General features: G+C 71.2%; 15 protein-coding genes. 9 read left to right on the top strand and 6 right to left on the bottom strand.

All coding sequences use genetic code 11. The features are described 5' to 3' along the window. The first annotated feature begins 41 nt into the window (after positions 1-41). Positions 42-2,999: a BTAD domain-containing putative transcriptional regulator gene (locus tag NRF20_RS19495; protein ID WP_413752970.1), complete on the top strand. Its 2,958-nt coding sequence runs from the start codon at positions 42-44 to the stop codon at positions 2,997-2,999. A 212-nt stretch (positions 3,000-3,211) separates the two neighbouring features. After that, on the top strand, positions 3,212-3,424 hold the full coding sequence (locus tag NRF20_RS19500; RefSeq protein ID WP_266358861.1) for a hypothetical protein: 213 nt from the start codon (positions 3,212-3,214) through the stop codon (positions 3,422-3,424). Between the two features lie 457 nt (positions 3,425-3,881). Here NRF20_RS19500 and NRF20_RS19505 read toward each other — a convergent pair whose 3' ends face one another. Then, the gene (locus NRF20_RS19505) at positions 3,882-5,438 is read right to left on the bottom strand and encodes a FadD3 family acyl-CoA ligase (RefSeq protein WP_413752971.1); all 1,557 of its coding nucleotides are present in this window, start codon (positions 5,436-5,438) and stop codon (positions 3,882-3,884) included. 91 nt (positions 5,439-5,529) lie between these two features. Here NRF20_RS19505 and NRF20_RS19510 point away from each other — a divergent pair, with 91 nt between their 5' ends. From NRF20_RS19510 to NRF20_RS19520, 3 genes are read left to right on the top strand one after another with little or no spacing between them, the layout of a single operon-like run. Further along, a complete protein-coding gene (locus NRF20_RS19510; protein ID WP_398633391.1) occupies positions 5,530-6,678 on the top strand; it encodes a lipid-transfer protein in 1,149 nt (382 codons plus the stop codon). Positions 6,679-6,683: 5 nt separating this feature from the next. Then, a complete protein-coding gene (locus NRF20_RS19515; protein WP_398633378.1) occupies positions 6,684-7,124 on the top strand; it encodes a Zn-ribbon domain-containing OB-fold protein in 441 nt (146 codons plus the stop codon). Positions 7,125-7,130: 6 nt separating this feature from the next. After that, positions 7,131-7,904, top strand: a complete 774-nt coding sequence (locus tag NRF20_RS19520) for an enoyl-CoA hydratase/isomerase family protein (RefSeq protein WP_398633377.1) — start codon at positions 7,131-7,133, stop codon at positions 7,902-7,904. Between the two features lie 2 nt (positions 7,905-7,906). On the opposite strand, the gene NRF20_RS19525 is transcribed toward NRF20_RS19520, so the two are convergent. Continuing rightward, positions 7,907-8,476, bottom strand: a complete 570-nt coding sequence (locus tag NRF20_RS19525; RefSeq protein WP_413752972.1) for a hypothetical protein — start codon at positions 8,474-8,476, stop codon at positions 7,907-7,909. A gap of 191 nt (positions 8,477-8,667) precedes the next feature. Here NRF20_RS19525 and NRF20_RS19530 point away from each other — a divergent pair, with 191 nt between their 5' ends. Beyond that, a complete protein-coding gene (locus NRF20_RS19530; RefSeq protein ID WP_398633375.1) occupies positions 8,668-9,345 on the top strand; it encodes a hypothetical protein in 678 nt (225 codons plus the stop codon). Positions 9,346-9,444: 99 nt separating this feature from the next. Here the strand turns inward: NRF20_RS19530 and NRF20_RS19535 are convergent, their stop codons facing one another. After that, positions 9,445-11,835, bottom strand: a complete 2,391-nt coding sequence (locus NRF20_RS19535; RefSeq protein WP_413754581.1) for a serine/threonine-protein kinase — start codon at positions 11,833-11,835, stop codon at positions 9,445-9,447. 163 nt (positions 11,836-11,998) lie between these two features. Beyond that, a complete protein-coding gene (locus tag NRF20_RS19540; protein ID WP_398633374.1) occupies positions 11,999-12,814 on the bottom strand; it encodes a VOC family protein in 816 nt (271 codons plus the stop codon). A gap of 370 nt (positions 12,815-13,184) precedes the next feature. On the opposite strand from NRF20_RS19540, the gene NRF20_RS19545 reads away from it, so the two are divergent. Further along, positions 13,185-13,832, top strand: coding sequence for a TetR family transcriptional regulator (locus tag NRF20_RS19545; protein WP_398633373.1), 648 nt, complete (start codon positions 13,185-13,187; stop codon positions 13,830-13,832). A 208-nt stretch (positions 13,833-14,040) separates the two neighbouring features. Here the strand turns inward: NRF20_RS19545 and NRF20_RS19550 are convergent, their stop codons facing one another. Together NRF20_RS19550 and NRF20_RS19555 are read right to left on the bottom strand one after the other, a co-directional pair. Beyond that, positions 14,041-14,535 carry a nitroreductase family deazaflavin-dependent oxidoreductase gene (locus tag NRF20_RS19550; RefSeq protein ID WP_398633372.1) on the bottom strand — a complete coding sequence of 165 codons (495 nt, stop codon included), beginning with the start codon at positions 14,533-14,535 and terminating at the stop codon, positions 14,041-14,043. Then, the gene (locus NRF20_RS19555; protein WP_398633371.1) at positions 14,535-15,773 is read right to left on the bottom strand and encodes an acyl-CoA dehydrogenase family protein; all 1,239 of its coding nucleotides are present in this window, start codon (positions 15,771-15,773) and stop codon (positions 14,535-14,537) included. Before NRF20_RS19555 ends, NRF20_RS19550 begins: the two co-directional genes overlap by 1 nt. Positions 15,774-15,936: 163 nt before the next feature. Between NRF20_RS19555 and NRF20_RS19560 the strand changes: the two genes are divergently transcribed. Further along, positions 15,937-17,106 carry a thiolase C-terminal domain-containing protein gene (locus tag NRF20_RS19560; RefSeq protein WP_413752973.1) on the top strand — a complete coding sequence of 390 codons (1,170 nt, stop codon included), beginning with the start codon at positions 15,937-15,939 and terminating at the stop codon, positions 17,104-17,106. 159 nt (positions 17,107-17,265) lie between these two features. Beyond that, on the top strand, positions 17,266-17,946 hold the full coding sequence (locus NRF20_RS19565) for a pyridoxal 5'-phosphate synthase (protein ID WP_398633369.1): 681 nt from the start codon (positions 17,266-17,268) through the stop codon (positions 17,944-17,946). The last annotated feature ends 25 nt before the right edge of the window (positions 17,947-17,971 follow it).

The raw sequence follows: 17,971 nt of genomic DNA on the forward strand, positions 1-17,971 counted from the left end.
GATCGGCAGGACCGGCGGGGCGAGCAGGGCAGGGGGCAGCAATGGACCGTGACAACGGGCCGCGCATGCATGTTCCGGAGCAGCGTGCTCCTGGGCAACGATCGGCCGACGGCGCCGATCTGCGCTTTGCCGTGCTCGGCCCGGTGCGGGCATGGCGGGGCGGAGAGGCGCTGCCGTCCGGTTCGCCTCAGCAGCGCGCCCTGCTGACCGCACTGCTTCTGCGCGGTGGCCGCACGGCCACGGCCTCCGAACTCATCGACGCCATCTGGGGCGAGGAACCGCCCTCGCAGGCGCTCGCCGCCGTACGCACGTACGCCAGCCGGCTCCGCAAGATCCTCGACCCGCAGACGCTGGTCAGCGACGCCGGCGGATACGCGATCCAGGCCAGGCACGACGCCCTCGACCTGACGGTGGCCCAGGAGCTGGCAGCCGAGGCGGAGAAGGCCCGGGCCGGTGGCGACCGCGCCCAGGCCCGCGCCCTCTTCAACAAGGCGCTCGGCCTGTGGGACGGCGAGGCCCTGGCCTCCGTGCCCGGCCCGTACGCCGAGAATCAGCGCACCCGTCTGGAGGAGTGGCGGCTCCAGCTCACCGAAACCCGCCTCGACCTGGACCTGGAGGTCGGCTGCCACGCGGAGGCGGTCTCCGAACTGACCGCGCTCACCGCCGCGCATCCGCTGCGCGAACGGCTGCGCGAACTCCTCATGGTCGCCCTGTACCGCAGCGGCCGCCAGGCCGAGGCGCTCGCGGTGTACGCCGACACCCGTCGGCTGCTCGCCGACGAACTGGGCGTCGACCCGCGCCCCGAGCTCTCCCAGCTCCAGCAGCGCATCCTGCAGGCCGACGAGGAACTGGCCCGCCCGGCCGACGAACCGGCCCCGGTCCCCGCACCGGTGCGCCCGGCCCAGCTACCGGCCACCGTTCCCGACTTCACGGGCCGCGCCTCCTTCGTACGGGAGCTGGGCGACCGGCTGGCGACCGCCGAGGGTTCGGTCATGGCCGTCTCGGCACTGGCCGGCATCGGCGGCGTCGGCAAGACGACCCTCGCCGTGCACGTCGCCCACCAGGCGCGCCAGCACTTCCCGGACGGTCAGCTGTACGTGGACCTCCAGGGCGCCGGCGCCCGCGCCGCCGAACCGGAGACGGTCCTCGGCGCCTTCCTGCGCGCGCTGGGCACGGCGGACTCGGCGATCCCGGACTCCCTGGACGAACGCGCCGCCCTCTACCGGTCCACGCTCGACGGCCGCCGCATCCTGGTCCTCCTCGACAACGCCCACGACGCGGCCCAGATCCGCCCCCTCCTCCCGGGCACCGCGGGCTGCGCGGCCCTGGTCACCAGCCGCGTCCGCATGGTCGACCTGGCCGGCGCGCACCTGGTCGACCTGGACGTGATGTCCCCGGCGGAGGCGCTCCAGCTCTTCACCCGCATCGTGGGCGAGGAGCGCATCAACACCGAGCGCGAGGCCGCCCTCGACGTGGTCGCCGCCTGCGGCTTCCTCCCCCTGGCCATCCGCATCGCCGCCTCCCGCCTGGCCTCACGCCGCATCTGGACGGTCTCCGTCCTGGCCGCCAAACTCGCCGACGAACGCCGCCGCCTGGACGAACTCCAGGCCGGGGACCTCGCGGTGAAGGCCACCTTCGAACTCGGCTACGGCCAACTGGAACCCGCCCAGGCCCGCGCCTTCCGCCTCCTCGGCCTGGCCGACGGCCCCGACGTCTCCCTGGCTGCGGCGGCGGCCCTGCTCAACCTGGAGGCCCACGCGGCGGAAGACCTGCTGGAGGCCCTGGTCGACACCAGCCTCCTGGAGTCGGCGGCCCCGGGCCGCTACCGCTACCACGACCTGGTACGCCTCTACGCGCGTTCTTGCGCGGAACGGGACGAACAGCCGCCACAGGAGCGGGCGTTGGCGCTGTCGCGGCTGCTGGACTTCTATCTGGCCACGGCGGCGGGGGTGTACGCGCTGGAGCGGCCGGGGGATCGGACAGTCGACCACTTGGAACCCAGCCAGTATCCGGGGCTCGCGTTCGCGGATCGGCCCCAGGCGCTCGACTGGCTCTATTCCGAGGCGGACTGCCTGCTCGCGTGCGTACTGCAGTCCCTCGGGCAGGGGACTCTGCGACGAGCGGTCGATCTGCTCATGGCAGTCAAGGACCTCGCGGAATCGGGGGCGAATGCCCGCCGATACGAAACCGCTGCTCTCGCTCTGCGCGATGCGGCCGCAGCCGCGGGCGACGCCCGTGCAGAGGGTCGCGCCCGCACCACCCTCACGCAGGTGTACAGCACAGCCGGCCGGTTCGAGCAGGCTGATATCGAGGCGCACCAGGCCATGTCGCTCGGAATTGCCGCAGATGATCCGTGGACGAGCGGCAACGCCCCCAACGAGCGAGGCATCCTCGCCATCTACCGCAACCATCATGCGGAGGGAGAGGCCTATCTCCAGAAAGCAATCGAAGCGTTCCGTGCCGATGGCAACAAGCCTGGAGAGGCGAGCGCACTGTGCAACCTCTCCAGGATCCATCTGGCTCTTTTCCGGACCGACAGTGCTATAGACCTCGCAGAACAGGGCATCGAGATCTACGACCGCCTGGGCCTTGCCCTGCGCCTGGCAAACGGCCGTTACGCTCTCGGCCTCGCACTCGCCGAAGCCAAACGACTGCCCGAAGCGCTGGAACAGCTGACGCAGGCGCTGGGCATCTTCCACGAGAATCGTCAGCCTCTATGGGAGGGCGTCACCCACTTCCGACTGGCGGAAGTGCATCTCACAGCAGGGCGTCACACACTGTCCGCAGCTCATGCGGAGCAGGCGATCGCCCTGCGAGGTATCGGCGGCGAGTGGCGCCGCGGCACTGTACTCACCGTGCTGGGGAAAGCGCTGATGCAGTTGGAACAGCCGGACCGGGCCAGGGCTTGCTGGACAGAGGCGTTGGCCATCTATGAGCAGCTGGGCTCGGCCGAGGTCGACGAGGTCCGCGGACTCCTCTCACCCGTCGCGGCGGCGTGAGGGAACCCCCTCGACGGCGTTCATCGTTCGTTTATCGGCGGGCGGCACTCTTACGTACATCGAGCCGTCGCGTCGGGGGGCAGACGGATCGACGAAGAGGCCGCCCCATTATGGTGAACGGCCCAGTGATGCCCGCCCGGCGATCCACGGGGGAACCTCCGGGCGGGCATCACCTACCTGTAGCACCAAATGACTCACGGGAGTTGACCACAATGAGCGACGCCAAGAAGCCTGCCGTCAAGCCGCTGGACAGCCACGCCTCCGGCGAGGAGCTCACGGTTCAGGACAGCCACGCCTCGGGCGGCGTCATCAAGCCGCTGGACAGCCACGCCTCCGGCGAGGAGCTCACCGTCCAGGACAGCCACGCCTCCGGCGAGCAGATCACCACTCTCGACAGCCACGCCTCGGCGCCGAAGCCCGTCTAGACCTAACCCGCACGGGGAGCGGCCGCGGCGGCGCGGAGGGGGAGCCGTCGCGGCCGCTGCATGTCTGCAAAGAGGGGTCCAGCCACATGGCTCGGGCCCCTCTGTCATACCGCCTACGGCCCCCCTGACCTGCACCTCCGGCCGACACAGCTTCCGCATGTCGTCCTCGCCCGAGGTGAACACCGCAACCCGCCCCGCTGCCGCCCCGCGATCACAGCGAGCGCCGCGTCGATGGCGTACTCGTGGCCGTGCAGGCCGGTGTCCGCCAGCAGCCCGATCGCCTCGTCCTGGCCGCCTCCGCCCTGCACCTCGACGGCACGACGTTCCAGGGTGCGGGCGACGGAGTGCAGACGGCATACGTGCCCGGCGGGATGTTTCTGTACCTGACCGTCATCCGCCACCGATGCGTGTACATCATCCAGGTTGACAGGCTGGCCGTCGCTCTGAGCCCTCCCCTCTACCTCCGGCCCCGCAGCTCCCCCTTCACCACCTTGCCGCTCGCATTGCGCGGCAGCTCGGTCACGAACTCCACCGCCCTCGGGACCTTGTAGTTCGCCATCTCGCGGCGGGACCAGGCGATCAGGTCGTCGGCCGTCACCGTCGCGCCCGGCCTGCGGACCGCGTACGCCTTGCCCACCTCGCCCAGTCGGGGGTCCGGGATGCCGATCACCGCCACGTCGGCCACATCCGGGTGCAGGCCGAGGAGCTGTTCGATCTCGGCGGGGTACGCGTTGAAGCCGCCGACGATGAACATGTCCTTGATCCGGTCGGTGATCCGGAGGTTGCCGTCCTCGTCGAGGACACCCACGTCGCCCGTGCGGAGCCAGCCGTCGGCGGTGATCGTGGCGGCTGTGGTCTCCGGGTCCTCGAAGTAGCCCTGCATCACGTTGAACCCGCGGACCAGGACCTCGCCGGGCATGCCGGGGGCGGCCAGGACGCGGATCTCCGTGTCGTCGATCGCCCGGCCCGACGTCGAGGCGATCGTCTCCATCGGGTCGCCGCGGCGGCACATGGTGACGATGCCGCTCGCCTCGGAGAGGCCGTACGCGGTGAGGACCGTCGCTATGCCGAGCTCCGTGCGCAGGCGTTCCACCAGCCGCAGGGGGACCACCGCCGCGCCCGTCACCACCAGGCGGAGGGCGGAGAGGTCGTGGGCGCCCCGGGCCGGGTGGTCCAGGAGGGACTGGTGGAGGGTGGGCGGGCCCGGCAGGACCGAGATGCGTTCGGCGGCGATGTTGGCCAGGGCCGTGTCCACGTTGAACACCGGTTGCGGCACCATCGTCGCGCCCCGCATCAGGCACGCGATGATGCCCGCCTTGTAGCCGAACGTGTGGAAGAAGGGGTTCACGATCAGATAGCGGTCGCCCTCGCGCAGATCCGCCAGCTCGCTCCAGATCGCGTAGCAGCGCAGGGTCTGGGCGTGGGTGATGACGGCGCCCTTGGGCCGGCCCGTGGTACCCGAGGTGTAGATGATGTCGGAGGGGGCCGAGGGGGCGATCGCGTCGGCGCGGGAGCCTACCGCCGCTCCGGACACCCCCTCCCCCGCCGCCAGGAAGTCCTTCCAGGTGACGTAGTCGTCGGGGGCGCTGTCCGCCAGCACCACCACCCGCTCCAGGTGGGGGAGTTGCACGTCGGCCCGGCGCAGGGACGCCACGTACGACGTACCGAGGAAGGTGCCGGTGACGAAGAGCAGTTTCGCCCGGCTGCGTTCCAGGATGTACGCCGCCTCGGTGCCCTTGAAGCGGGTGTTGAGGGGGACCAGGACCGCCCCCGCCGTGACCGCGCCGAGCGCGGAGACGATCCAGTCCAGGGTGTTCGGGGCCCAGATCGCGACCCGGTCCCCCGGCTCCACGCCCGAGGCCATGCACGCGGCGGCGGCCCGTTCGACGCGGTCGCCGAGTTCGGCGTACGAGATCCGGGTCCGTCCCTCGACGACCGCCTCCCGGTCCCCGTACCGCCGCGCCGCCGCCCGTATCAGCTTCGGGATGCTGCCCCATTCCTCGTCGCCGCGCATCGCTCGCCCTCCTGACGCAGTAGCTGACTATCCGTCAGATTAGCTGTAGCCTCAGCCGCTGTCAGCAGTCATGACGGTCTCGGAGGTGGCGGTGGCGGCACTCAAGGACGTGACAGCGATAGCCGGCATAGGGCAGACGGCCTTCGCGAAGCAACTGCCCGAATCCGAGAAGACATTGGCCTGCCGGGCCATCGTCGCGGCGCTCGACGACGCGGGCATCGCCGCCTCGGAGGTGGACGCCTTCGCCTCGTACACGATGGAGGAGACCGACGAGGTCGAGATCGCCAAGGCCATCGGGGCGGGCGATGTCACCTTCTTCAGCAAGGTGGGGTACGGGGGCGGGGGCTCGTGCGCGACGATCGCGCATCTCGCCGCCGCCGTGGCGACCGGGCAGGCGAGTGTCGGTGTCGCCTGGAGGTCGCGGAAGCGGGGGTCGGGGCCCCGGCCCTGGAGGAACACCGCCGTGCAACTGCCCACCCCCGCCCAGTGGACCCGGCCGTACGGGCTGCTGCGGCCGGCCGACGAGATCGGGATGCTGGCGCGGAGGTACATGCACGAGTACGGGGCGACCCGCGACCATCTCTTCAACGTCGCACTCGCCTGCCGCAACCGCGCCAACCAGAACCCGGACGCGGTGATGTACGAACGGCCGCTGACCCGCGACATGTATATGACCTCGCGCTGGATCAGCGAGCCGCTCTGCCTCTTCGACAACTGTCTGGAGACCGACGGGGCGCTGGCCTGCGTCATCGTCTCGGCGGAGCGGGCCCGCGACTGCCGGCAGAAACCCGTCTACATCCACTCCGTCGCCCAGGGGCTGCCCGCCCAGCACCACGGCATGGTCAATTACTGGAACGACGACCCGCTCACCGGACCCGCCTGGACGGCCGCCCGGCAGCTGTGGAAGCAGGCCGACTTCGGCCCGGACGATGTGGATGTCGCGCAGATCTACGACGCGTTCACCCCGCTCATTCCGCTCTCCCTGGAGGGCTACGGCTTCTGCGGGCGCGGCGAGGGCGCGGCGTTCACCGAGGGCGGGGCGCTGGAGAGCGGCGGGCGGCTGCCCATCAACACCGGGGGCGGCGGGCTCAGCGAGGCGTATGTGCATGGCTTCAACCTCATCAACGAGGGCGTGAAGCAGTTGCGCGGCGTCTCCACCGCACAGGTCCCGAACGCCGGGACGTGTCTGGTCACCGCCGGTGAGGGCGTTCCCACATCTGCCGTACTGCTGAGGAGTTGACCGGGATGGATGCTCTGCTGCTGCCCGTCGTGGACGAGGACGGTGCACCCTTCTGGGAGTACGCGGCCCGCGGCGAACTCCGCGTCCAGGCCTGCGCCGCCCCGGAGTGCGGAAGGCTCCGCTTCCCGCCCCGGCCGTGCTGCCCGCACTGCCAGTCCTTCGAGAGCGAGTGGCGGCCGATGAGCGGACGCGGCCGCATCTGGTCGTACGTGCTGCCGCATCCGCCGCTGCTGCCCGCGTACGCCGCGCAGGCCCCGTACAACGCCGTCGTGGTCGAGCTGGCCGACGCCCCGGACATCCGGCTGGTCGGGAATGTGGTGAGCGGTCCGGACGCCCCGCTGGACTCGGTCGATCCGGGGCGGCTGCGGATCGGGGCGCCGGTGCGGGTGGTGTTCTGCCCGGCCGGTTCCGGGGTGACCCTGGTGCGTTGGCTGCTGGAGAGGTGATCGGTGATGGCGCTGCGGACGGAGACGGACAAGGAGACCGGGGTCGCGCTCGTCACCCTCGACCGGCCCGAGAAGCTCAATGCGATCGACCTGGCGACGGCCGCTGAACTGGCCGCCGCCTGGCGGGCGTTCCGATTCGACGACGGGGTGCGAGCCGTTGTCGTCACCGGTGCGGGCGGCCGGGCCTTCTGTACGGGGATCGACCGGGGCGTGGAGGTGCCGCAGCCCTCGTCCCCGTACACGATCGACGATCCGCTGATCGCGATCGGGCCGAAGGCGAACGACCTGTGGAAGCCGGTGATCGCGGCCGTGGAGGGGATGGCCTGCGGCGGGGCGTTCTATCTGCTGGGCGAGGCGGAGTTCGTCATCGCGTCCGAGGAGGCGACGTTCTTCGACCCGCACACGACGTACGGCATGGTCAGCGCGTACGAGGCGATCTCCATGGCGCAGCGGATGCCGTTCGGCGAGGTGGCCCGGATGTCCCTGATGGGTACGGCCGAACGGGTCACGGCCCGCCGGGCGTACGAGACCGGGCTGGTCAGTGAGGTGACGGCACCCGGCGGCGCGGTGGCGGCGGCGCTGCGGGCGGCGGGAGTGATCGCCTCGTACCCGACCCGGGCGGTGCAGGGGACGGTACGGGCGGTGTGGTCCGCGAAGGAGGCGGCCAGGGCGCAGGCCATGGCCCACGCCCCGCACCTGATCGCACTCGGGAACCTGCCGCCGGAGCGGCAGGCCGAGTTGTTCCGGGGGCGGGGCGGCAATGAGTTCCGGACGCGGTGAGGTCAGTAACTCAGCTCGGCCGCGACCCGGCACTTCTTCACCCGGGAGACCTTGCGCGGGCTGTCCATCCGCACGGAGACGGTCTTGGTCTCGCCACCCTCGACGTCCACCTTCGCCTCACCGGTGTCGACGGTGTTGCCCTGTGCGTCGAGGAAGGTCACATCGACTTCGTAGGTGTGCGAGCCTACGGCGTTCGCCGTGAGCCGGACGGTGGAGGTGGTGACGGCCTTGCGCTTGCCCTTGCGGGGCTGGGCGCAGCGGAAGACGTGCGCCTGGGGCGCGTCCGAAGCGGTGGCGCTCGGGGTCGGCGCCTCGTAGCCGGTATTGCCGGAGGAACTGCTCGACGAGTCGTAGTCGTTGTCGTCGTAGTTGTTGTTGTCGTAGTTGTTGTTGTCGTGGTAGCTGCCGTTGCTCTTCTTGGAGTTGGAGCATCCGCCGCCGCTGCTGCTGCTGCTGCTGCTCGACCCCTTGCTCTTGCCGCTTCGGCCGCCGTGGCTGGAGGTCGAGAAGCCGGTGAGTGCGAGTACCACCACGACCAGTACCGCGGAAAATTTTATGTGCTGCCGCATCATCGATGCAGCCCCCCTTGTGTTGTTGTCTGTGCTGTTGTCCGTGCTGTTGCTGCCGAATGTGCTGTTACTGCTGTCGAACGACCGCGCGACACGCTAGCGCAAGGTGCGGGGGTCAGGGGCCGGGCGTAGCGTCGAGGCCGAGAGCGGTGCTGATCCGTGACGCCGGTCCACGCACACGCAGGAGGCCGATGATGGTCCGCAACGTCCTCGGCTCGTTCCTGGCTCTCGCCGGAGCGGCGGCCGCCGTGCTGAGCCCCTTCCGTGACTGGTACGACGGCCGTCTGGGGCGTCATTACCGGATCGACGAGCTGTTCACGGGTGTCACCGGCAGCCGGCCAGGGCCGCTGGGCTCGATCTTCCTGGCCTTTCTCTTCGCCGCCCTGCTGACGGTGGTCGGTGTGGTGCTGCGGTCGCGTCTGCTGGTGGCGTCCGCGGGTGTGGTGGTGCTCGGGTTCACCGTGCTGTGGATGGTGCGCCAGGGGGAATCAGTGGGCAGTCTGACCGTCGCGGGCGACGGTTTTGGGCTGCAGTGGGGGGTGGCGTACGCGGTGGGTGGCGCGGTGCTGTTGCTGCTGGGCGCGGTGGTGATGCCGGGGCGGCGCGGTGGGCGCCGGCCTGTCCGCGGGGGCCGTGACCAGCCGTATGAGGCGCCCGGATCGGAGAATCCGGATACGTGGCCGCCCACGCAGGAGCCGGGGCCCTCCGTGCAGACGAGTACGTTGCCGGAGCCCGAGCCGGACCCGTACACGGGGCCCTCTCCGGCGGCCCGCCGCGAGGGCCCGCCTCCGGGCCCGGAGGACCAGGACACGGCCCCGTACCCCGTCGTACCGGACGAAGGGTCCGATCCGCGCCGGCCTCCGCCCTCCTGAGGTCCTCGACGCCTGGGGTTCCGTCCTCAATCGCCGGACGGGCTTGATGTGGCCGACGCGGTTCGTCAAGCGCGGGGCAGACTTGGCGTGGCCGATGCTCTACGTCCGGGGCCGGTTGCCCGTGCCCGTTCCCTTCAGCGCGTCCAGCGCGTACACGCAGCGGTCCTTGCTGCACGCGTACACGACACCGCCCCGCGCCACGGGCGAACCCGTGATCTCGCCGCCCGTCGCCAGCTTCCAGCGGAGTTGGCCGCCCGCCGCGTCCAGGGTGTACAGGACGTGGTCGGCGGAGCCGAAGTGGACCCGGCCGTCGGCGACCACCGGGGCCCCCACCACCTCGCCGCCTGCCGCGAACCGCCACTTCGGGGTGCCGGTGACCGCGTCGAGCGTGTACAGGGCGCTGCCGCTGCCGACATGGACGTTCCCGGCCGTGACCAGGACCGGTTCGATCGACTGGCGGGCCTCCGTGGCGATGCGCCAGCGGTCCTTGCCGGTCGAGGCGTCGATCGCGTACACCGTGCCGAGGTAGTCGGCGAGGTACACGCCGCCGCCGGTGACGGCGGGCCCGGGTGCGAACGCGGGCGGGGAGAGGAAGACCGCGGGCGACTCGAAGTGCCAGCGGACATGCCCGGACACGGTGTCGACGGCCAGGACCCGGGCCCCCGCGCTGACGTACACGAAACCGTCCGGCGCCGCGGTCACCCGGACCGGCACACCGCCGCAGGAGGCCGCGTCGCCGATGGGGTACGCCCAGCGTTCGATGCCGGTACGGGCGTCGACGGCGCGCAGCCGGGCGTCCTGCCACAGGTAGACCGTGCCGTCGTGGATCGCGGGCCCGGCCTCCGCCGTCTCGAAGTCGGTCTGTACGCCGCTGCTCTCCCACAGCTTCTCGCCCGTGGACGCCTCCCACGCCTGGACGCCGCCGCCCCGGGTGCCGGTGACGACGGTGCCGCGCTCGGCCTTGAGGGAGTACACCCAGGCATCTGTCTGCAGCCGCCACCGCTCGGCGCCGGTCGTCGCGTCCAGGGCGTACAGCGACGGCCCGTCGGAGGCGTGGATACGGCCGCCCTCGACGGCCATCACCCAGGCCACGTCCCGGGTCTTGAACTGGCGCCGCCCGTTGCCGATGTCCAGGGCGTGCACCTCGAACGACGTGACGTAGAGGAGGTCCCCGGCTACGACGGGCGTCCCCCAGACGTCGTTGGACATCCGGAACCGCCAGGGCCGCCAGCGGTCCGGGCCCGGGGGTGCGGTCTCGGGCGCGTGCGCGGGCGCGGGCAGGGGGGCCGGTGCGGCGGCGGGGGCCGTGCCGTTCACCCCGGCGGGCGGGCGCACCCAGCCGGTCGCGGGGCCGGTGTCCGCGGTGGCCGTGGCGGTGGCCCGTACGTCCTGGGCGCGCGGGCCGGGGCCGATCGACACCTTCGCTCCGGGCAGCCGCACCGGACCGCCCCCGTCGGGCAGCTGCGCGGACGCGGCGGCCGGGGGGCGCAGGTCGGCGCCGCTGCGCCAGGCGGTGTCCCGGTCGGCGCCGGGCGGCTGCTGGGGCGGCGGCGGTACGGGGGCAGGAGCGGGCGCGGGAGCCGCGGCCTTGCGGCCACCGCCGCGGCGTTGCTCGATCATCGCGGTGGCGGAGGTCGGCAGCCATGCCGAAGCCGTACCGCTGTCGTCGTCGCCGCCGGAGGCGAAGAGATGCGGAGCGAGCTGGGCCTGCAGATCGGCGGGGGTGGGCCGCAGCCCGGCGTCCATCTGCATGCAGGACTCGATCAGCGGCCGCAGTTCGTCGGGCAGGCCCTCCAGATCGGGGCCCTCGCGCAGCAGCATGAAGACCGTCTCGACGGGGTTGGCGCCGTGGAACGGCGCATGGCCGGTGGCGGCGAAGACCAGCGTCGAGCCGAGTGAGAAGACATCGCTGGCGCCCGTGACACTGCGCGAGTCCCGTGCCTGCTCGGGCGACATGTAAGCGGGCGTGCCGACGGCGACATTCGTCATGGTCAGCCGGGTGTTGGAGACCCCGGACGCGATCCCGAAGTCGATCACCCGCGGGCCGTCCTCGACGACGAGCACGTTCGACGGCTTCATGTCGCGGTGGACGAGCCCCGCGCCGTGGATCGACTGGAGCGCCTCGGCGATGCCGGCGGCCAGCCAGCGCACCGCCTGGACCGGCATGGGCCCGCACTCATTCACTATCTCCTCGAGCGACGGGGCGGGCACATAAGCGGTGGCCAGCCACGGCACGGCGGCCCGCGGGTCGGCGTCCACCACTGCGGCCGTGTAGAAGCCGCTGACCGCCCGGGCTGCCTCCACCTCGCGCGTGAAGCGGACCCGGAACAGCTGGTCCTCGGCGAGCTCCGTACGTACCGTCTTGATCGCCACCCGCCGGCCCGAAGCCGAGCGGGCGAGATAGACCAGCCCCATGCCACCGGCCCCGAGCCGTCCCAGCACCTCGAACGGGCCGATCCGTCTCGGGTCGTGCTGCGTCAGCTGCTCCACCACTTGCCCTGCCACCTCCCCGTACGGGCCTCAGGAACAGAAGCCCGCGAAAACCCGCCCTGTACGGCGTCTCACCACTGGGCACCACCCGGCGGTGCGCACCCCGATTGTTCCTGGCTGAGGCTCTGGTTGCGAACCCGGGGGCGGACCGGGGTGTCACAGCTCACTCTGCCCTCTTTCCGGACACAGGGGGCTGAAGTACGGCGAACACGGCACCCTGATCGTCCTGGACGACCGCCATCCTCCCGTACGGGATGTCGAAGGGCGGCGCGGAGATACGGCCGCCGAGGCGTACGGCGTGTCCGGCGGCGGCATTGCAGTCCTCGACGGCGAAGCAGTTGAGGAAGTAGCTGGGCATCTCGGCCGGGAAGGCATCGGTGATGACGCTGCGCCCGCCGACCGCGGTGTCCGGTCCGGGTTCCGTGCCGGCCGGGGACCACATGCGGAAGTCGACGCCGGACTCGGCCGCACCGGATTCGCCCGCACCGGAGGTGTCGAGATCGGTGCCCTGGAAGCCGAAGACCTCCTCGTAGAAGGCGTCGACACGGTCCTTCTGCCGGGTGTGGACCTCGGTCCAGCAGAAGGAGCCCGGTTCGTTCTGCTTCTCGAAGCCTTCGCGGTCACCGGCCTGCCAGAGCCCGAAGACCGCTCCGCCGGGGTCGGCCGCCTGGGCGAGCGCCCCGGCCCGGCCCGCCCGTACGGGGTCGGTGATCACCTGACCGCCCGCCTCCCTGATGCGGGCGACGGTCGCGACGATGTCGTCGGTGGCGAAGTAGATGCCCCAGGCGGTCGGCATCCGGCCGTCCTGCTTGGCGGCGAGTGCGGCGACGAGCTTCCCGTCGCTGAGTGCGTCCGCGTACGGGCCGTCGCCGGCCCGGAAGGTCCAGCCGAACAGCTCACCGTAGAAGCGCTTGCCCGCTTCGAGGTCGGGAAGCTGCACATCCGCCCAGCACGGCGCGGATTGCGCGAATGCGGCCATGGGCCCGGGTCCTTCCGTCGCGGTCGGTCGCGGCCGTTCGCGGTTTGTTCGCAGTTGTCCGCGGTCCTTCGCGGTCGTTCGCGGCCGTTCACCGTTCACGGCAGTGACGCTCGTCACACCCAACGTAACCGCGGGTGGCATGCGCCGCGCACCGACCCGTCCACATCGAACTCATTTTCGATAGAGGAGTTCCTTGCCCGCAGCATCACGGAAAGTTATCCACGGAAGTTATCCACAGGCTGTTGATAAGACTTATCGCCCCGTGGGGCGCATCCGTCGATATCCGGCCACTCCCCCCACCCCGCCTGCGGTGCTCCCCATTTGCAGTCGGCCGAATCGCGCTCCGATCCCCCCTCGGTAAGCTGACGGCATGACAGGACAAGTGCGCACCGTCGACGGCCGCGTGGCCGGTCGACGCGGACAGGCGACGCGGCAGAAGCTGCTCGACTGCCTCAGCGAGATGCTCAGCTCCTCGCCGTACCGGGACGTCAAAGTCATCGACGTCGCCCGGAAGGCGGGGACTTCACCCGCGACCTTCTACCAATACTTCCCCGACGTCGAGGGCGCCGTCCTCGAAATCGCCGAAGAAATGGCCAAGGAGGGCGCCGGTTTGACCGAACTGGTCGCAGGCCGCTCCTGGGTCGGCAAGGCCGGCTGGCAGACCGCCGAAGAACTCGTCGAGGGATTCCTCGACTTCTGGCGACATCATGACGCGATCCTGCGTGTGGTCGACCTCGGAGCGGCCGAGGGCGACAAGCGGTTCTACAAGATCCGTATGAAGATCCTGAACTCGGTCACCAACTCCCTTACGGATTCGGTGAAGGAGCTCCAGGCCAAGGGCAAGGTCGACAAGGACGTCAGCGCCGCCGCGATGGCGGGCTCGCTCGTCGCGATGCTGGCCGCGGTCGCCTCGCACCAGAAGGGCTTTACGACCTGGGGCGTAAAGCAGGCCGAACTCAAGCCGAATCTCTCACTGTTGGTACATCTGGGCATCACCGGCAAGAAGCCGACCAAGTAGCGCCGCACCGGGCCCCTCCCCCACTGGGTACCGCGCGGCAATTCCGGGCGCCCCAGGTCCTGTCTCACCGACGGCGGACCACGCATGTGGTCCGCCGTCGGTGCACCCGGACCGTTCCACGGATCGCTCCAACGGCCGTTCCCGCGCACGGTTTTCGCGCATCACCGACATCCACGGTCTGTACGCACCGCTTCCGCGTCCGGCCTCGTCAGGTCGCGGCGTCACTCCGCCGTTCCAGCCTGAAGAGCCGGATCTCCCGCTCGACCCGCGCCTGATACGTCGCATAGGGCGGCCAGAACTTCAGCGCCGTCTGCCACACCGCATCCCGTTCCGCGCCCTGCAGCAGTGTGGCGCGCACCGGAATGTCCCGGCCCCTCCAGTTGACGACGGCCTTGCCGGGACCGGCCAGCAGGTTCGCGGTCCAGGCCGGATGCCCCGTACGGCCGAAATTGCTGCCGACCAGGATCCAGCTCCGCTCCGTCCCGTTCTCCGGCATGCAGGCCAGCGGAGTGGTCCTGAGCTGCCCGCTCCTCGCACCCGGCACCGTCAGGATCAGCCCCGGCAGCATCCGGGCACTGAGCAGCACCTTGCCGCGCGTGAGCCGGTGCACCGTACGGTCCATGGCGGGTATGACATGCGGGGCGATCCTCGCGAACGTGCGGGTCGAGGACACCTTCTGGATCAGCCGGACGCCCGGCGCCATCAGACCGCCACCTGCCCGGCCGAGCCCGGGGTGGCGAATTCCGAGGACGCGAACGGCCGCCCGTGCGGCGGTGCGAACAGTCCGGCCTGCTGCGCCGCCTGGTCGCGGAGCCGGTGGACGGGGCCGAAAAGCAGTTCGTCGGCAGCGGCCCGCTTGAAGTACAGATGCGCCTCGTGTTCCCAGGTGAAGCCGATCCCGCCGTGCAGCTGGACGGCCTCGGCGGTGGTGATCCGCAGCGCCTCCAGGGCCTGGGCGAGTGCGAGGCCCCCGGCCGCCGGGTCCCAGGCCGCGTAGTACGCGGCGGAACGTGCCGCCTGCACCCGTACGTACAGATCCGCGAGACGGTGCTTCACGGCCTGGAAGGAGCCGATCGCCCGGCCGAACTGTTCGCGCGTCTTCACGTATTCGACGGTCCGCTCCAGCGCGCTCGCCGCCGCCCCCACCGCCTGAGCGGCGAGCAGTGCGGCGACCCCGCGTCCTGCCGGGGCGAGCACGTCGGTGACGTCCACGGTGTCGTCCGCGCCGAGGAGTTCGGCCTCGGTGTCACGGAGTTCGATGCGGGCCAGCGGGCGGGTCTCGTCCAGCGAGGTCCGGCGGGTGCGGACGATTCCGGCCGCTGCGTCCGGGCGGACCAGGAAGAGGAGCGTACGGCTGCGCGGGAAGCCGCCGGTGTGGGCGGCGACCAGAAGGAGTCCCGCGCTGTGCCCGTCGAGGACCTGGGCGGCCTCCCCGTACAGCCGCCAGCCCTCCGCACCGCCGACCGGCCTGGCCTGTATTCCGCCCGCCCGGCCGCCACCCGCCCAGGCGCCGCCGGTGGGGTCACCGGTGAGGCCGAGTGCGGTGACGAGCGAGCCGCCGGGGACGGCCAGGGTCGCGGTCAGTCCGCCGGCGGCGATGCGCGGCAGCAGGGCGGTGCGCTGGGCCTCGGTGCCGAGGGCGGCGATCAGGGGCGCGGCGAGTGCGGCGGTGGCGATCAGGGGCGACGGCAGCAGGGCGCGACCGGTCTCCTCGCAGGCGACGGCGAGCTCGGCGAGGCCGCAGCCGACGCCTCCGTACTCCTGGGGGAGGGCGAGCCCGGGCAGCCCGAGGTCCTGGGCGAGCTGTCGCCACAGGGTCTCGTCGTACCCGTCGGCGGTCCGTACGGCACTCCTGACGTCGTCGGGTCCGCTGCGTTTGGCCAGCAGTTCGCGCAGGGTACGGCGGATCTCGTCCTGTTCCGCGGTGAAGGCGGCATCCATCGTCGGGCTCCTTCCCCTCAGAGGACTTCTGCCTCTGATCTGACGGCCCGTCATGCTAGGGGTGAATCCACGAGATTCCCAGAGTCGCGCACCGCGAGGGGGCGGGAGGATCCCGTCCCGCCGAGCGATCCACACACCCACTATCTGATGTACCGTCAGATTCATGCCTTCTTCCCACCGCAAGGTCGCTGCCGTCGGCATATCCCTCGCCGACTGCGGACGCATCGACGAGGCCACGCCGTACACACTGCACGCCCAGGCCGCCCGCCGGGCGCTGGCCGATTCGGGTCTGGACCGGTCCGTCGTAGACGGTTTCGCCTCCGCCGGACTCGGCACGCTCGCCCCGGTCGAGGTCGCCGAGTACCTGGGGCTGAAACCCACCTGGGTGGACTCCACCGCGGTCGGCGGCTCGACCTGGGAGGTGATGGCGGCCCATGCGGCGGACGCCATCGCGGCGGGTCACGCCAATGCCGTTCTGCTGGTGTACGGATCGACCGCACGCGCGGACATCAAGGCGGGCCGCCGGACGTCCAATCTCTCCTTCGGGGCGCGCGGCCCGCTCCAGTTCGAGGCGCCGTACGGGCACTCGCTGATCGCCAAGTACGCGATGGCCGCCCGCCGCCATATGCACGAGTACGGCACGACCCTGGAGCAGCTCGCCGAGGTGGCGGTCCAGGCACGGGCGAACGCGGCGGCCAACCCGGACGCGATGTTCCGTGAGCCGATAACGGTGGACGACGTGATGTCGGGGCCGGTGATCGCGGACCCGTTCACCAAGCTGCACTGCTGCATCCGCAGCGACGGCGGCTGCGCGGTGCTGCTGGCCGCCGAGGAGTACGTACCGGACACGGCGAAGGAACCGGTGTGGATCCTCGGTACGGGTGAGCACGTCTCGCACTCCACCATGTCCGAGTGGGACGACTTCACGGTCTCCCCCGCGGCGGTCTCGGGCCGCCTGGCGTTCGAACGGGCGGGGGTGCGGCCCGCGGACATCGATCTCGCCGAGATCTATGACGCGTTCACCTATATGACGCTGGTGACGCTGGAGGACCTGGGTTTCTGCGCGAAGGGGGAGGGCGGCGCGTTCGTGGAGAAGGGCCGGACCGGCCTGACGGGCGAGCTGCCGGTCAACACGGACGGGGGTGGCCTGTCCGCCTGCCACCCCGGGATGCGCGGGCTGTTCCTGCTGGTGGAGGCGGTACGGCAGCTGCGCGGCGAGGCGGGTGAGCGCCAGGTGCGCAGGGCGGGCGGCCGGCTGCCGGAGCTGGCGGTGGCCTCGGGGACGGGCGGCTGGTTCTGCTCGTCGGGGACGGTGGTGCTGGGGCGGGGGTGAGGGCCGGGGCGGGGGCACTCACAGCGTGACGACCGTGAGCGCCCTCGCGAGCCCCTTGAAGACTTCCGCGTTGCGGTGAAGAGCGGCAGTCCCCCCGACCGGGACGATGGCGGCCTTCCCGATGCCCTGTGCGATGGCGCCATGCGCTGCAATGGGGCCATGAGCGACGCACAGAAGACCGACGCACAGCAGAGCTTCCTGGACCTGCTCCACGCCCAGCGCGTGTGGGACGTGGACCTTCCCGCCTTCGACCCGAACGCCGCGCCCTCCGTCCCGCTCCCCCTCTTCCACGCCTGGTTCGCCGAGGCCGTGGCCGCCGGGCAGGCCGAGCCGCACACGATGTCGCTGGCCACCGTCGACGCCGAGGGCCGGCCCGATGTGCGGACGCTGATGCTGCACGACGCGGACGAGCGCGGCTGGCACTTCGCCACGCACCGCACCAGCGCGAAGGGCCGCCAGCTCGCCGCCCACCCGCACGCCGCGCTCGGCTTCTACTGGCCGGTGCAGGGGCGGCAGGTACGGGTGCGGGGACCGGTCACCGAGACGAGCCGGGCGGAGAGCCTGGCCGATCTGCACGCCCGCTCGACCGGGGCGCTCGCAGCGGCGCTGACCGGGTCGCAGAGCGAGGTGCTGGACTCGCAGGAGGAACTGGCCCGGACCGCCGACGCCGCCTGGGAACGGGCGTCGGCCGAGCCGGACGCGGAGGTCGCCGGCTGGACGCGGTACGTGGTCGAGCCCCGGGAGGTCGAGTTCTTCCAGGGCGACGCGGGACGCCGACACGTACGGCTGCGCTACCGCCGGGACGGTGCGCACTGGACGCGGGAACTGCTCTGGCCGTAGGGACAGCGCCCGCGGGCCGCCCGGC

The organism is Streptomyces sp. R-74717, from assembly GCF_047305335.1.
GTDB lineage: Bacteria > Actinomycetota > Actinomycetes > Streptomycetales > Streptomycetaceae > Streptomyces > Streptomyces atratus.